The following is a 15,939-nucleotide window of genomic DNA, read 5'->3' as shown; positions in this document are numbered from 1 at the left end:
CTCCTTAGTCCAGTTTCTCGACCGACTTCCCGGCCTGTTCGGCCGCCGCCGCATCGAGCATCGCGTGGATCATGCTGCGTTTGTCGACCTTGGGCGCTGGATAAGTCTTGCGGCTCTGCGCGAGATCCAGCGACATCATCGCCTCGGCAGTTTTGTAGGACAGCGGACCTGGATTGATCACCGGCACAGGCAGGTTCTCGGCCAAGAACTTGGCCGACTGGTGCATCGTGGTAGAGCCGAGGCAAATCACGTCGGCGCCGTCCTCGTCGATGCATTTCTTGGCCGCGTCCAGCAACAGCGGAAAGATCTTCTCTTCCTTGCCGCCCAGCAGGTTGCGGTTATCGGGCGTGACCCCGATCGCGCGCATCGAGGCCACTTTGTGCATCAGGTTCATTTCGGTGAGGACTTTTTTGTAGAGCCCGAACCAATCCTCCCACATCGACAGCATCGAAAAGCGGTCGCCCAGCATCAGCGCCGTCGTGTACATCGTGCGCCCCGGCCCGATCACCGGAATGTCGAGCACCGAGCGCAGCGCCGAGACGCCCGAATCGCTCACGGTGTCGATGCACACCGCACCAAAGCCATCCTCCTGCGCCGAGCGACCGGCCTCCAGCAGCGACATATCGGCAAGGACATAATCCTGCTGGCTGGTATAGGTGCGCGGCGCCGCGCGCACTGGCCGGTAATGCAGTTCGATATCGGGGGCGAGGTTGACGGCCTTGGACTGCGCCTGACGGTTGGCAAGTTCCTCGGGAGTCATCGGAAACGGAACCAAGACAAGAATTTTTCGCATGCGTGTCTCCTAATCGGTCGGCGCAAAGGACGGCCGCCGGCGCACCTCGGCGAGCCAGCGGGCGAGATGGGGGCGGCCTTCGTAGAAATCCGGCATGACGCTGCCGAACTCGTTGGTCGCGAGGTCGCGGCCCCGGCGGTAATCGAAAAAGTTGAAACACCCGGCCACCGCGATATGGCCGATATGAAACGAATCGAACGACGGCGCCAGCGCCTCCAAACGATCGATCACCCGGTGGATCGCCGCAAGGTAGCGCGCGCGTTGCTCCGGCGATTGTTCGGCTTCGGGCCGCTTGCGCTCGTTGTTCCACTGCACCGTCATGTCCCACAGCCCTTCGCCCAGGCTCAACAGTTGCATCGCCGGCCACCGCGCCGCCGGATCGCTCGGGTACAGTTTCGGTCCCGCCAGGGATTCCAGGTATTCGTAAATCACCGCGCCCGGAAACAGCGCGATGCCGTCGTCGGTAATCAGCGTGGGCACTTTGCTCAGGGGATTTTGATCGGTCAGGTGCGCGGGCCGCTCATAGGGCTGGGCTCGCTCCCAGGCGATGGCGTCATAGAGCCCAAGCTCGCGGGCCACGATTTGGACCCGGTGCACCAGCCCCGGCATTGGCGTGTAGAGAATTTTCATCGCCCAAGACGATATCCGTCCCGCACGCCCTTGGCGACCTTGGCATCAAAGGTTTCGATCGACCGGCCGCCCGAATGCGGCGATCCGAAACAGCGTTACGTCAGCCGCAGCCGGACCGACCGCGCATGGGCGGGCAGGCCCTCGGCATCGGCGAGCGTGGCCGCGGCGGGGCCGACGCGGGCCAGGCTCGCAGGATCGCAGCGGATCACCGAGGTCCGCTTCATGAAATTCAGGACCGACAAGCCCGAGGCGAACCGTGCGCTGCGCGCGGTGGGTAGCACGTGGTTGGGCCCCGCGACATAATCGCCGATGGCTTCGGGCGTGTGGCGACCCAGGAACACTGCGCCGGCGTTGCGCACGTGCGCGAACATCGCCTCGGGGTCGTCCACCGCGAGTTCCAAATGCTCGGGCGCGATCCGGTCGATCAGGGCCGGTGCGTCGTCGAGCGATCCGAGCACGATGATCGCGCCGTGGTTGGCCCAGCTCGCCGCAGCAATCTCGCGCCGGGTCAGCGTGGCCAGTTGTGCGTCCACCGCCGCCGCCACCGCACCCGCAAAGTCGGCGTCGTCGGTCAGCAGGATCGATTGCGCGGCCTCGTCGTGCTCGGCCTGGGACAACAGATCGGCGGCGATCCACGTCGGGTCGTTCTTGCCGTCGGCGACCACAAGAATCTCCGAAGGGCCCGCGATCATGTCGATCCCGACCGTGCCGAAGACCTGGCGCTTGGCCGCGGCGACATAGGCGTTGCCCGGCCCGACAATGACGTCGACCGGCGCGACCGTATCGGTGCCAAAGGCCAGCGCGGCGATCGCCTGGGCCCCGCCCAACCGGTACACCGTGTCGATTTCCAACAGTTGTGCCGCTGCCATCACCAGCGGATTGATCGCGCCGTCCGGTGTCGGCACGGTCATGGTCAGGTGCGCAACCCCGGCGACCTGGGCCGGGATCGCGTTCATCAACAACGAACTTGGATAGGCGGCAAGGCCGCCCGGCACATAAAGGCCGGCGGCTGCGACCGGCGTCCATCGTGCGCCAAGTTCGACCCCGGCGTCGTCCACGTAACGCAGATCGGCGGGGCGCTGGGTTTTGTGGAAGGCGCGAATGCGCGCCGCCGCGACCTTTAGCGCCGCCACCGCGTCGGGCGCGGCCTTGGCCGCTTCGGCGGCGATTTCGTCGGCGGTCAGGCGAAAGCGGTCGGGCGTGAGCGTCAAGCGGTCGAAGCGCGCGGTGTAGTCGGCGAGCGCGGCATCGCCGCGTGTGCGCACATCGGCCAGGATATCCGCGACCGCCTGGCCGACATCGGCGGCGGTTTCGCGTTTGTCGTCCAACAGGCGCGCAAAGGCGGCGGCGAAACCGGCGTCGCGGGCGTCAAGCCGCTTGGCCACGGACCACCTCGGTGAACGCGTCGACCAGCGCACCGATCTCGACCGGCCGGGTCTTCAGCGCGACGCGGTTAACGACCAACCGCGAAGAAACTTCGGCGATGGTTTCGATCTCGACCAGGCCGTTGGCGCGCAGGGTCGAACCGGTCTCGACCAAATCGACGATGCGACGGCACAGACCCAGCGCGGGTGCGAGTTCCATCGCCCCGTGCAGCTTGATGCATTCGGCCTGAACGCCGCGGGCGGCGAAGTGCCGTCGGGTCAGGTTCGGATATTTGGTGGCGACCCGGATATGGCTCCAGCGCCGTGGATCGTCGCTGGCGCGCATCGCCGCGGGCTCGGCCACGACCAGGCGGCACACGCCGATGCCAAGGTCGAGCGGCGCATAGAGTTCGGCATACTCGAATTCCAACAGCACGTCGCTGCCAGCGATGCCCAAATGCGCTGCCCCGAAAGCAACGAACGTGGGCACGTCGAAACTGCGCACCCGCACCAAATCGACATCTGCGCGGTTCGTCGTAAAGCGCAGTTGCCGCGACTCCTTGTCGAAGAACGCCGCCTCGGGGGTAATGCCGATTTGCGCCAGCATCGCGACACCGGCGTCGAGGACGCGGCCCTTGGGCAGGGCAATGATGATTTTGTCGCGGTCGGGCACGGATCGGCGTCTCGTTCAACGGGAGGATGGCGGCCATTCCTAAGCGATGCCGCCGTCCACGACAAGGCGGGAGGGCTAGTCGGCTGCCGAATGGTCGGGGGTGCGGCGGGCGGCCCAGGTGTCGCCGAGGTCGCGGACTTCGGCGTCGATGCATTCGGCCTCGAGCCGGATTGTGCCTCCGCCGGCGAAATCGAGCGTCAACGCCACGCCGCCGTCGTCCGCCGGTGCCGTGCGCACTGCTAGAAGCTCGGCCACCGTATCGCGCTTGTCCAGCGCGATGCCCTGGTGCTGCACGCCCAGCACATGGTTGAAGTGAACGCCGGTGCGAATGCGTTCGCGCGCTTTGCCGGCCTCCCAGCGAAACCGGCTCACCGCCAGGGCGAAGCGCCGCCGCCGACGGTCGAAGGTCATGTCGGCGTGGCGCACAAGTGCGTCTTGCAACAGGGTCGAGATCACCGCCAGGTCGTCGGCATCGTGGGCGATCAAGCGCAAGGGGCTGGGTGAGGGGGTCATCGGGCGGCGGCTTTTGTCGGTTCAGTTAGCGGGTCAGTCGGCGATGCGTTCGATATCGGCGCCACAGGCGCCGAGTTTTTCAACCAAATGTTCATAGCCTCGGTCAAGATGGTAGATGCGGCTCACCGTGGTTTCGCCTTCTGCGGCGAGCCCGGCCAGCACCAGCGACACCGAGGCGCGCAGGTCGGTCGCCATCACCGGCGCGCCGCGCAGCTTGGGCACACCGCGCACCACCGCGGTGTGGCCTTGCAGGGCGATATTCGCGCCCATGCGCATCAACTCCGGCACATGCATGAATCGGTTCTCGAAGATCGTCTCGTTGATCGTCGAGGCGCCGTTCGCGGTCGTCAGCAGCGCCATGAACTGCGCCTGCATGTCGGTGGGGAAACCCGGATAGGGTTGGGTCGAGATGTCGGTGGGCGAGATCGCGTCCGAGCGCGGCGCCACCGTGAGCGTGCCGTTCTTGCGGGCGACACCGACACCGCAAGCCGATAGCGCGTCGATCACCGCGCCCAGCGTGCCCGCGTCGGTTTGCGTCAGCGTCAATGTGCCGCCGGTAATCGCGGCCGCCGCCATGTAGGTGCCGGTCTCGATACGGTCGGGCATGACCCGGTGGTGGGCGCCGCTGAGTTCGGGGACGCCCTGGACGACGATGCGCTCGCTACCGGCACCGTGGATCTTGGCCCCCATTGCGCTCAGGCAGGCCGCGAGATCGGCGATCTCGGGCTCGCGCGCGACGTTCTCCAGCACGGTTTCGCCCTCGGCCAAGGTTGCCGCCATCAATAGGTTTTCGGTTGCCCCCACCGACACCGTGGGAAAGCGCACTTGGCCGCCCTTAAGCCCGCCGGGTGCGGTGGCGTTGACGTATCCGTCTTCAAGGTCGATCCGTGCGCCCAGTTGTTCCAGCGCCTTCAGGTGCAGATCGACCGGCCGGGTGCCGATCGCGCAACCGCCGGGCAACGACACCCGCGCCTCGCGGCAGCGCGCCAGCAGCGGGCCCAACACCAAGACCGAGGCGCGCATCTTGCGCACCAGGTCGTAGGGCGCCGTGGTGCTGGCGATCGTTGCGGCATGCAGGGTCATGGTCTGCCCGTCGCTGCCGTCGCCGGTTTGACCGACGTCGATCGCCGCGCCGTGCTGGGCCAACAGTGCGGCCAGGGTGGCGATATCGGCGAGCTTGGGGACGTTCGAGAGCACCAGCGCGTCGTCAGTCAATAGGCTCGCGGCCATCAGCGGCAGCGCCGCGTTCTTTGCCCCCGATATCCGGATGGTGCCGTCCAGCCGCCGGCCGCCGCGCACTTTGATGCGTTCCATCCCTGTTCCTTCCTATGTCGTGGGCAGGCGCGACCGCGCGGCGGGCGTGGTCTTCCGCATGGCTGCCCGCCGGTCGCGGTCCCCGCCGTGATGCTGGGGTGCCATCAATGGCGGCAAATTGCGGCCGCAGCGTGGCGGGAGCGGAAGTTCACGGCGCGTCGTCCGGGTCGGGTGGGGGGGGCGGGGCCGCGCGGCGCTGGGCCTGGGCCTTGCGCCGCTTCAAGTTCGCGCGTAGCGCATCGGCCAGCCGCGCCTCGCGCTGGGCGCGGTTGCGGGCGGTCGCCGATGGTTCGGCGGTCGGAGTGTCGTCCTGGTTCGCCATCGCGGCCGGGGCCGAGCCTCGAATCCGTTTGATTTCAACGCCTTACAGTGCGCCGGGGATGCTTGCCCGGCTGCGGTCACTATGGCATGTTGCGCCCGCCCTGCGAAGCCCACATAGCTCAGGGGTAGAGCACTCCCTTGGTAAGGGAGAGGTCGAAAGTTCGAATCTTTCTGTGGGCACCAGCAACCGCGGTTTTCCTGCGGTTCTCGAATTAGGGTTCAATCGAAAGCCGCAACGAGAGGATCGCTAGCTTCTGGCGACGATTCTCCGAGGTGCGTTGCTCGTTTAAGTGCCGGTGGATGCCAGAAGCAACGGCCCTAAAAGCGTCTGTTGCCCCGTTGCGACCGGGACCGACGACCTACGGCGCTACGATCTATTGAAACCGTTACCGGCGAATTCTTAGCACACCTCGTAGTCCATAAGTGGCCGATTTGATTTCGCCGCCGCGCACCTTTCCCGGTAAGCTACCGGATTGAAAAATCGGGGGGCATGGAAATGAAGACGTTTAGGCATTGGCTGGCCGGCACGTTGACGGTGGCAGCAGTCGCGGCACTGGGCGGTGGCGCTCCCATGGCGCAGACCTTAACGGTTGCCAATAGCGCGCCGGCACCGGCGCTCGGGCTTCCCTCAGTGACCAACCGTCAAACGCTTTACATCATGAACGCGCTGTACGATCCACTGACCGAGGTCGACGGCAGCGGCGAGGCGTTGCCGCGGCTCGCGCAGTCCTGGGCGGTGACCGCCGATCCCACAGTCTGGCGCTTCAAGCTACGGCCCGGCGTGACCTTCCACGACGGCAGCAAGATGAATGCCGATTCGATCGTCGCTATGGTCGATTATCTCGCCTCCGACGAAGGCCGCGGCGTCTTCACCGTCGTGTCGCGCAACATCGCATCGGTCGCCGGGGCGCAAAAGGTCGACGACCTGACCGTCGACATCATGACCAAGACACCCGACGCGATTCTGCCAAACGTCATCGCGTCGCTCTATATCATCGATATGGCGTCCTACAACGATATGGGCCGCGAGAAATTCTCGCGCGCGCCGGTCGGGACCGGGTCGTTCCGCGCGACCGCGTGGTCCGAGAACGAAGTGGCACTTGAACGCTACGCCGCCGCGTTTCGCCCGGCCAAGCTGGATAATCTGCGCATCCTGACGATGCCCGAACTAGCGTCGCGGGTCCAAGCGTTGGCGTCGGGCCAGGTCGACGTGGCGCTGACGCTCGACAAGGACGACCGAGAAGCGGTCGAATCCTCGGGCGGCTCGATCTTCACCGAATTCGCGCCGTCGGTGAACGTCATCATGCTGGACATGGTCAAGGATGGTCCGCTAAAGGACAAACGCGTCCGTCAGGCCCTGAACTATGGTCTCGACAAGACGTTCGTACCCGCCCTCCACGGCGAGACTGCCCGTCTCGGTGGCCAGCCCGCAGCCCGGACTGCACGCGGCTACCAGGCCGACATCGCGCCCTATCCGTACGATCCTGCAAAGGCCAAGGCGTTGCTGGCCGAGGCCGGCTATCCCGACGGATTTAAAATGATCGGCGAGATTCAGGGCAACCTCAGCGGTAAGGCGACCTACGAATACGTCGCCAACAACCTGCGCAACATCGGCGTCGAGTTGGAGTTGCGGGTCATCACGGTCAGCGACCTGATCGCGCGGATTAACGGTGCGAAGCCCTTCGCGGGCGACGTCTTCGGCATGAACTTCGGTTCGGCGCCGATCGGCGACATGATGCGCTCCATCAACAGCTACCATTCGTGCGATCACAAGCCGACCTGGACCTGCATTCCTGAAATCGAACCCGCCATCAAGGCGGTCAACGCCGAGTTCGATCCGGTGAAACGGGCCGCGGGCCTGCGTCAAATCGCGCTGGCCTATCACGAAAACGCCCCGGCGATCTGGCTTGAAGAAACCGTGTCGTTCCACGGTGTCGCAAAGCAGGTCCAAGGATTCCGCAGCGAGAATTTCCTCATCCCCTACAACGAGATTTCGCGCGCGAAGTGACGTCGGAGTACCCGGCGACAACCGGTTGAGATCGGGCGGGGTTCGTAGCGCCCTCGCCCGATCGGCGATTGTCCCCCAAGACCCCGCCTACTCGATATCCCGCTCGGCGACGCGGTGGCCGTCTTCGAGGTCGGCGGCGGGATAGAGGATGACGCGGTCGCCCGGTTCCAGGCCGCTTGCCACGGCGGCTTGGGTGCCGTTGTTGCGGGCGATCTCGACCGACCGGCGCGCCGCGACGCCGTCCTCGACGCGGAATACCGACCAGCCCGCGCCGTCGCGGAACAGGGCCGCGGCGGGCACGATCAGGGCGTCGTCGTCGTGCCACACGACGATCCGCGCTTCGACCCGGTAGCCGTGCCCGAGGCCTGCCTGCCCGGCCTGCGGGTTCTCGACGAAACGCACGATCGTGTTGACCCGCTGTTCCTCGACCCCGAGCGCGGAGAATTTGGTGAAGCCGACCGGATCGACCCGGGCCACCGCCGCGTGCAGCGTGGCCGCGCCGCCCCAGTCGACGATCAGCACCGGATCGCCCGGCGCGACCTGGACGGCGTCGGTCGATAGCAGTTCGACCAGCACTTCGAGGTCGCTGTCGATGTTGCCGATCTCCATGATCGGTGCGCCGGCCGGCAGCGTGGTTTCGCTTTGTTGAATCACCCGCAACACCCGCCCGCTTGCCGGGGCGCGGATCGGGATTTCGGTCTGGCTGCCGCCCGCCGCGGCGCCGCCGCTGCCTTGGGGGTCACCCATACCGCTTAGTTGCGCGCGGGTATTTTCAAGCTCGGCCTGGCGCATTTCGATCGCGGCTTCGGCGGTGTCGTAGGCGGCCATCGCTGCGCGCGCCTCGCGCAGTGCGCGGTCCAGCGCGGCCTCGCTCACGGTATTGTTCTGGCGCAGGGTGCGGGTGCGTTCCAATTGGGCCTCGGCCAGTTCCCGGTCGGCGATCGCGCGGTTGAGTTCGGCACGCGATAGCCGCAACGCCGCCTCGGCGGCAGTTACGCTGGCCCGCGCCTGTTCGCGGGTGCGCAGGTCCAAGGCCACCGGGTTGCTGGGGAGCATCGAGGCGACCACGGTCTCGAAGCGCTCCACCGGATCGCCGGGCTCGACATCGACGCGCAACAACCGGCCCGCGACCGGCGTCGACACCATATAGGCATCGTGCACGCGGGTGCGGCCTTCCTCGTCGATGGTCACCGACATCGCGCCCCGCGTCACGGTGCCGATGTCGACCATCGTCGGTTGCGGCCAAAAGGCGAAGACCAGCGCGCCGCCCACCACCAGGGCGGCGGCGATCGTCAGGTAGGAACGGGATCGTTTGCGCGCCATGCGGCTTTACTCCCTCGTTTTCAAGGCGGCGACAATGTCCGCCCGGTCGATGTCTCGTTTCACCAGCCAGCCCGAGGCCGCGGCGGCGGCAATCACGACCAGCGTGACCGCGCCATAGCTGGCCGGGGTGAAGACCGCCGGGATTTGATACAGATCGGTGCTGAAGCCGGCGGCGAGGCCATAGGAAAGGTAGTGGCCAAGAACCGCGCCGAGCGGCAGCGCGGCCGACGTCACCGCCGCCAGTTCGCCCAGCAGCACGAAGCCCACTTCGCCCGTGGTGAAGCCGATCACGCGCAGGCTGGCAAGGTCGCGCAGGCGCTCGGCATAGGCGATCCGCGCGGCGTTATAGATCACGCCGAAGGTGATGACCGCGGCGATTGCCGCCATGATGTAGCGCATCGTGCCGGCACCGCTATCCATCATCCGCTGAAAGGCCGCGCGGGCGTCGGCCTTGAGACTGACCCCGGCAACGGCCGGCATGTCCTTTAGCGCGCGGTACACCGTTTCCTGGTGCGCCGCATCGATCCGCAAATAGGCGCCCGATATCCGGTTCGGTTCGCGCAGTGCCCGGTTAAGCGCATCCAGTTCCATATAGGCCGGGGCGCCGAGAAACGTATCGGCAATGCCGATCACCGGGAGATCTAGTGCCGGTTGGCGACCCTCGCGCACTTCGATCGATAGGCGGTCGCCGGGGGCGATGTCGAGAATATCGGCGAGCGCGGTGGCAAGGATGATCCCCTCGCGGCGCATTTCGATCGTTGCCACGTTCCGGTCCAACGCCCGATTGAGGCGCGGCACCGCGACCAGACCGTTGATCGCGCCGCGATAGGTTTTCAGGCCATTGCGCAGAACTGCGGGGACGACGCGGACCGGTTCCACCTCGATCACCCCTGGCAGGCGCTGCAGGTCGTAGACCGTCCGCGCCGAGACGGCGTCGGTAAAGACGACGGCGACGTCGCTCCGGTCGGCGTCGTTGAAGGTGAGCGCCAGCGCATGGTCGAATCCGACCAGGATCGAAATCATGCCGACCGAAAGCGACATCCCGGCGGCGATGCCGATGACCGCGCCGGCCATCCGCCCGGGTTGCCGGGTCAGACGCCGCAGCACCATGCGGCTGGGTTGGTCGAGGAAGCGGTTGAGCGAACGGCCGATTCGGCCGCTGCGACTGTAGTCGGCCGGCGCAGGCGGGCGCATCGCGGTGGCGGGAGTAAGAGAGAAGACGCCGCGCAGGACGATCAATCCGCCGGCCGACGCCGCCAACACGCTGACGCCAAAGCCGACCACGAACGATACCGGGTCGAGCTGGAACACGAGGAAGGGGAACTTTAGGTACTGGAGGTAGAACGAGATCATCCCGCGGCCGGCGGCGATGCCGCATAGGCACCCGACAAGGGCGCCGCCGGCGGCGATCGCGAGGATCAGTTTGAAATAGTGTGCGCCCACCTCGGCATCGGTATAGCCGAACGCTTTGATCAGTCCGATTTGCTCGCGCTCGGCCTGAACCATGCGCGAGACGACGATGTAGAGAAGGAACGCCGCGACCGCGAGGAAGATCGGTGGCACGCCCACGGTCATCGCGCGCAAGCCGCCGATTTCCTCGGTGACGATTCGGTCGGATTGGTGGTCGGCCAAGCCATAGGCGCCGGTTCCGCCGTGGCGACGCAAAAGGCGGTCTACCGCCTCGATCACCGCGGCTTCTTTGGCGCCGCGGCCCAGCGAGAGCAGCGCTTCGTTGAACGCGCCGTCCATGTCATAGGCGGCGGCCAAGGCCGTCCGGGTCATCCAGATCACGCCGAAGCGGCTGTCGTCGGGGGCCAGTTCACCGGGTGCGGTCGTATAGAGAAACTCCGGCGCCTGTACGAGGCCGACGACTCGGAAAGTGCGCCGGGCGCCGTTCATCGTCGCTGAGAGCGTTTCGCCGGGGCGCAAGTCGTGGGCATCGGCGAATCCCTTGAGTAAAAGAACTTCGTCGGTGCGATCGCGGTCCAGACCGCGGCCGGCGCTCAGGTAGACATCGTTGAGCCGCGGTTCGCCGAAGTCGGGCAGGGACACCGCCTGGGCGCGCACGGGCAGGGCGAGCCCCGGCAGATCGATCAGCGCGCTGCCGGTCACCCGCCCCTCGGCGGCGGCGACGCCGGGAATGTTGGCGAGGTCGGCGATCAGGCGGTCGGGTGCGCGGGTCACCGGGGCGAAGATCTCGGCCAAGCGGTAGCGCTCGTAATAGGCGCGCCGGGTTTCGTCCAGCGAGGTGACCAAGCCGGTCATCATCACCAGCAACAGCACGCCGACGCCGATCACCGCGCCGATTGCGACGGCTTGGCCCTTGATGCGCCACAGGTCGCGCAGAAGTTTGCGGTCGAGTGGGCTCATGCCGGGGTCACCATTCGATGTCCGCCGGGGTCAGCTTGACGGCGTTGACGACGACCTCGCGAATCGCGCCGTCGGCAAAATGAATCACGCGGTCGGCCATACCGGCGGTCGCCGCCGCGTGGGTCACGATCAAGACGGTCGCGCCGAGCCGCTCATTAATGTCCTTGAGTACGTTGAGAACCGCGCGGCCTGTAGTGCTGTCCAGTGCTCCAGTCGGTTCGTCGCAGAACAGCACTGTCGGTTGCTTCGCGACCGCGCGGGCGATCGCGACCCGTTGCTGTTCGCCGCCCGACAATTCGGCCGGAAAATGGTCGGTACGTTCGTGCAAGCCGACCAGAGCGAGGGCGTCGTCGGGGTCCATCGGATCGGGGGCGATCTCGGTGACGAGTTCGACGTTTTCATGCGCGGTTAGGCTCGGCATCAAATTGTAGAACTGGAAGACGAATCCAACATGGTCGCGGCGGTAGCGGGTGAGCTGCGCATCGCCCATCGCCGTAAGGTCTTGGTCCAGAAAATGCGCGCTGCCGTCGGTGGCACGGTCCAGCCCCCCCAGGATGTTGAGCAAGGTCGACTTGCCGCTGCCGGACGGGCCCAGCAAGACCACAAGTTCGCCCGACGGAATGTCGAGATCGACGCCGCGCAGCGCATGGACGGCTGCCGGCCCGTCGCCGTAGACCTTGGTCAGGCCCCTGACCGTGAAGGCGGGCGGTCGTGTCGTCGACTCTGCATCGGCCATCGCGTCTGCCTCGGTCGGTTAACGGTTCCGGCGCGCCACGCGCCGGACGATCAAACCCATCTTATCCAGTTTGGCGCAGGCCGCACGCCGGCGCGCTGACTCACGTCAACCGAAGGTCATGGGTTCGCGACGCCGAGCGACGACACAAAGATGACGAAAAAACCCCGCCGACAAGGGCGGGGTTCTCCGGTGCCTACGCGATCTTGGGCTAGGTCGCGGGTGCGAACAGGCGGTTGTGCAGCAACACGCCGTTCTTGAGGCGGTCGATGTTCTTAGCGACGGCGAGGACCGCCAGGTCGAGCAGGGGTTCGACGACGATGACCGTCATATAGGCCGCCGCGAAGGTGGCGACCTGGGCGAGGTTCGCCGCTCCGAACCCTTGGCCGTAAAAGGCCCAGAACGCGACCCAGGCGACAATCCCGGCCTGAAAGGATGTCGAGAGCACCAGCGCCTGGCGGTAGGTGATGTCTTTGTACGCGGTCTTGGCCGGAATGACCTTTTTTGCAAGAAGGCTCATCGCGTAGAGCGGGACCAGCAGCGTGGTGACGTTCATGCCGTATTGCGGCAAATCGATCGGCGCGAAGAATAGACCCTGGGTCAGCAATCCCAGCGCCAAACCGATCGCTGCGGCGCCGCTGCCGAACATCAAGAACAGGGTGGAGCCGAGGATGAAGTGAACCTCGGACACGCCCACCGGATGGTGGGGCAGAACCTGGAAAAAGCCGAAGACGAGCGCCGTGGTGACGACGGACCGGGCCGCCAGTGCGGCCACGCCGCCGTCGGTCTTGATCGTGTCATAGGCCATTTTGCCGGCAACCCCGGCGGCGCCGACGGCCGTTGCATAGCTGAGGGCGATCTTGGCGCCGTCGACGACGGCCGGTTCAATATGCATGGTCGAGACCTTTCGCGACGGGCGCCGCGTTGCGGCAGGGGGCGTTCTAGGTAGGGCGAATGCTGCCACCGGCGGGCGGATGCGTCAATTTCCCCGGTCGCGCCCGCCGTCGCGGCACACCGCCGGCGCGGGGAGTGCGCGGTCTACCAGTCCAGGTCGTCGGCGTAGCCCAGGGCCACGAGGGCATCGCCCGCCATGTCTTTGAAGACGCGTTTGACCCGCGGTGAGAAGTGATTTTGCCAGTCGCCGGCGACGCCGCGGCGCAGGCCGCGGGCGATGGCGGGCGAGCCGTCGCTGAAGATGTGCGTGGCGGCGCGGCCCTCGGCGATCTTGCCGCCCGATTGATGGGCGAAGCTGCCGAGGTGAATGATCCGATCCAACGTCGCGTCGTCGTCCGGTACCAAGGCGAGGCCGCCAAGGCCAAGCCAGTGCAAGAGTGCGCGGTAGGTCTCGCGTGGGCGGTAACGGATATCCTCGAAGCGCAGCCCGCACACGGTGTCGTGCGCGGCGATGTCGACAAACTGGGCCACGAACGTATCGAGCGCCATGCCGCGTGCGTAGTAGTCGCGTTGCGGCTGGATGTATTCGTAACCGCGCATGATCTGAATAAAGAGATCGTCGTCCGACAGCCGCTTCATGGCTTCGAAGCCGCCCGCCCCGGTGTCGTATTTGATGCGATGGAAGTGCGTCGTGATGATGTCGCGCGGGTCGCGGTAGAGATAAACGCTCTTCGTCCCCGGCAGGTCCGCGAGGAAACGCGGGCGCACAGGATGATGGAACTCGACCCATTCGCCGCGGTCGAGGCGCGCGGCAACCGCGCCGAAATAATCTTCGCCGACGGTTTCCGGAATGACCCAGCGCGCTGGATCGAGGTTGATCCCGGCAATGCGGCTGTCCGGATCGACTGTGTTGTCGATGTAGCGCGTATTGAAGCACGGTTGCGGGAAGTGATGCTGGTCGTAGCCGTACATCCACATCAACGACTGGAACACCGGGATGAAGCGTTTCGATCCGGCGCCGGGGACCGTCGCGGTCACGATCGCGTCGTTGGCGCCGAGGGTGAGTCGGGTGGCGAACGCACCGCCGGCGCTCCGTTCTAGAAAGGGCAGCACGATTGGCCCCGGGTCGCGGAAATGATCGGCGATGAAACGAACCATCCGGTAAGCCTCGGAGGGCCGACACAGCGCGACCACGGCGCTATAGGCTGCGTCGCTGAAATTGCGTTCGGGCCCGTTGGTGCGCCGCTTGATCCCGTCGAGACCGACCGCGACATAATTGATTTCGCGCGCCGACAGGCGCTGGGCCGCCTGACCCATTAGAGCGGCCTCGCCGTTGAGGTCCAGCAAGCAAATCGGCTTGCTACGGTCGAGCGCCTCCAGCCCCATCAAGATGTGAGCGCAGACATCCGTCGAAAACGGTTGTTGCGGATCGAAGGCAATGCCAAGCCCGATGGCCTCGACCGTCGCGGCGTCCGGCTGCGGCGGCGCGGGCGGCGCCATCGCGCGTTCAAGCATGGGCGCGAACCCCACGCCTGGGTTCCGCCATGGCCTTCAGCATGTCGCGTGGCGCGGCAGCGTCGGTCCACCGCACCCAACCCAACGCCGCGACCAAGTCCGCGATGCGGTGAATCTGAATCGAGTTCAGCCGGTTGCCCTGCCTGGGATAGCTCACCGCGGCGGCGAGAATCGTGTCGTCGTCGTCAACGCGGCCGGTCTGCCACAGGTACTCGATCGCGTCGGCGATATGGTCGGCGCTGTGCTGGGTGAACCGGAACGGCAGCGGGATGCCCTCGACGCCGCGGTACAGCGCCAAGCGCCGCGCCGCGGAGGCATCGTCGCTGACCGCGAGGATCGGTTGCGTGGGGTAGTAGGCAGCAATCACCCGCGCGGCATGGCCGGTGCGGGTAATGGCGACGATCTTGGTGATCGGCGTCGTGCGACACAGCAGGTTGATCGCCTCGCCCACCGCGAAGGTCGCATCGCCCTCGGGCTTGGGCAGCCGTGCCGGGGACAGCGCCGGTTCCACCTCGGCGGCGACACGTCGCATCAGGCCGACCGCTTTGTCGGGGAAGTCGCCGACCGCCGTTTCGCCCGACAGCATCATGGCCGCGCACCCGTCGAGGACGGCGTTGGTGATATCGGCGACCTCGGCCTTGGTCGGAAACGGATTGGCGATCATCGAGTGCAGCATCTCGGTGGCGACGATGACCGGCTTGGCCGCGCGGATCGCGGCGTCGAGGATTCGTTTTTGTTGCAGCGTCACCGTCGCGAGGTCGGTTTCGACCGCGAGGTCGCCGCGGTCGATCATCACAGCGTCGCACGCACCCACCACCTCTTCGAGATTTTCGATCCCGCGGGCGCTTTCGACCTTGGCGACGATTCGCGGCCCGTCCGCGCCGGCGGCGGCGCGGATCATGCCGACGTGGCCGGCCGATTCGACAAAACTGATACCGACAAAATCGACCCCGTGTTTGCGCGCGAAGGCCATCATGTTGTGATCGTCCGGGGTCAGGCTGACCGCGCCGAAGTCGAGCCCCGGCAGGTTGATCCCCTTGCGGCTGCGCAATGTCCCGGCATTGGCGGCGCGGCAGGAAATATCGCGCCCCTCGATGCCGGTCACCTCGAATTCGAGCGTGCCGTCGTCGGCGAACAGGCGCTGGCCCGGCACAATCAACTCGTGCAGCGTCGCGTGTTTCACCACGACCTTGTCGCGGCCCCGGTAGTCGGTGTCGGTCGTCAGGACGATGGTGTCGCCGGCCTCGAACCGTGGCTCGTGATCCAGCATCGCGGTGCGGATCTTCTTTCCCGGCACGTCGAGCAAGATCGGCACCTGCGGCGCCGCGCGGCGCAGCGTCGCAATGGTTGCCGCGTGCCACGCCAACGTATTGTGCGAGCCGTTCAGGCGCGCGACGTTCATGCCGGCTTTGACCAGTCGTTTGATGGCGTCGGCCGTCGCGGTCGCGGGGCCGATCGTGGCGACGATTCGGGTTAGCGCAGGCATCT

At 66.1% G+C, this 15,939-nt stretch carries 13 protein-coding genes and 1 tRNA gene; 2 read left to right on the top strand and 12 right to left on the bottom strand.

Annotated features, from left to right (window positions below):
- Positions 1–4 precede the first annotated feature (4 nt).
- From RID42_01200 to murA, 6 genes are all read right to left on the bottom strand, one after another.
- A complete protein-coding gene (locus RID42_01200) occupies positions 5–793 on the bottom strand; it encodes an aspartate/glutamate racemase family protein (protein ID MEQ8246274.1) in 789 nt (262 codons plus the stop codon).
- 9 nt (positions 794–802) lie between these two features.
- Positions 803–1,423, bottom strand: coding sequence for a glutathione S-transferase N-terminal domain-containing protein (locus RID42_01195; GenBank protein MEQ8246273.1), 621 nt, complete (start codon positions 1,421–1,423; stop codon positions 803–805).
- Between the two features lie 95 nt (positions 1,424–1,518).
- Entirely contained in the window at positions 1,519–2,808 is a 1,290-nt protein-coding gene (gene hisD / locus RID42_01190; protein ID MEQ8246272.1) for a histidinol dehydrogenase, read from the bottom strand.
- Positions 2,792–3,460, bottom strand: a complete 669-nt coding sequence (gene hisG, locus RID42_01185) for an ATP phosphoribosyltransferase (protein ID MEQ8246271.1) — start codon at positions 3,458–3,460, stop codon at positions 2,792–2,794. Before hisG ends, hisD begins: the two co-directional genes overlap by 17 nt.
- A gap of 75 nt (positions 3,461–3,535) precedes the next feature.
- Positions 3,536–3,973, bottom strand: coding sequence for a DUF2948 family protein (locus RID42_01180; GenBank protein MEQ8246270.1), 438 nt, complete (start codon positions 3,971–3,973; stop codon positions 3,536–3,538).
- A 33-nt stretch (positions 3,974–4,006) separates the two neighbouring features.
- Positions 4,007–5,287, bottom strand: coding sequence for a UDP-N-acetylglucosamine 1-carboxyvinyltransferase (murA, locus tag RID42_01175; GenBank protein ID MEQ8246269.1), 1,281 nt, complete (start codon positions 5,285–5,287; stop codon positions 4,007–4,009).
- Between the two features lie 429 nt (positions 5,288–5,716).
- Here murA and RID42_01170 point away from each other — a divergent pair.
- Together RID42_01170 and RID42_01165 are read left to right on the top strand one after the other, a co-directional pair.
- A tRNA-Thr gene (locus RID42_01170) sits at positions 5,717–5,791 on the top strand.
- Positions 5,792–6,104: 313 nt separating this feature from the next.
- Positions 6,105–7,616 (top strand): ABC transporter substrate-binding protein, encoded by a 1,512-nt coding sequence (locus RID42_01165; protein ID MEQ8246268.1) that lies wholly within the window; start codon positions 6,105–6,107, stop codon positions 7,614–7,616.
- Between the two features lie 87 nt (positions 7,617–7,703).
- On the opposite strand, the gene RID42_01160 is transcribed toward RID42_01165, so the two are convergent.
- The 6 genes from RID42_01160 to pyk form a co-directional block, all read right to left on the bottom strand.
- The gene (locus tag RID42_01160; protein MEQ8246267.1) at positions 7,704–8,939 is read right to left on the bottom strand and encodes an HlyD family efflux transporter periplasmic adaptor subunit; all 1,236 of its coding nucleotides are present in this window, start codon (positions 8,937–8,939) and stop codon (positions 7,704–7,706) included.
- A 6-nt stretch (positions 8,940–8,945) separates the two neighbouring features.
- Complete coding sequence (locus RID42_01155) at positions 8,946–11,309, bottom strand: FtsX-like permease family protein (protein ID MEQ8246266.1); 2,364 nt, start codon at positions 11,307–11,309, stop codon at positions 8,946–8,948.
- A gap of 7 nt (positions 11,310–11,316) precedes the next feature.
- Positions 11,317–12,045, bottom strand: a complete 729-nt coding sequence (locus tag RID42_01150) for an ABC transporter ATP-binding protein (protein MEQ8246265.1) — start codon at positions 12,043–12,045, stop codon at positions 11,317–11,319.
- A gap of 208 nt (positions 12,046–12,253) precedes the next feature.
- The gene (locus RID42_01145) at positions 12,254–12,937 is read right to left on the bottom strand and encodes an energy-coupling factor ABC transporter permease (GenBank protein ID MEQ8246264.1); all 684 of its coding nucleotides are present in this window, start codon (positions 12,935–12,937) and stop codon (positions 12,254–12,256) included.
- Positions 12,938–13,080: 143 nt separating this feature from the next.
- A complete protein-coding gene (locus RID42_01140; GenBank protein ID MEQ8246263.1) occupies positions 13,081–14,451 on the bottom strand; it encodes a sulfotransferase domain-containing protein in 1,371 nt (456 codons plus the stop codon).
- Positions 14,444–15,937 carry a pyruvate kinase gene (pyk, locus tag RID42_01135; GenBank protein MEQ8246262.1) on the bottom strand — a complete coding sequence of 498 codons (1,494 nt, stop codon included), beginning with the start codon at positions 15,935–15,937 and terminating at the stop codon, positions 14,444–14,446. Before pyk ends, RID42_01140 begins: the two co-directional genes overlap by 8 nt.
- Positions 15,938–15,939: the final 2 nt, after the last annotated feature.

Source organism: Alphaproteobacteria bacterium (genome assembly GCA_040216735.1).
Lineage (GTDB): Bacteria > Pseudomonadota > Alphaproteobacteria > SHVP01 > SHVP01 > CALJDF01.
The sequence above is the reverse complement of the archived record's forward strand: the minus strand, read 5'-3'. Positions and strand labels throughout refer to the sequence as shown.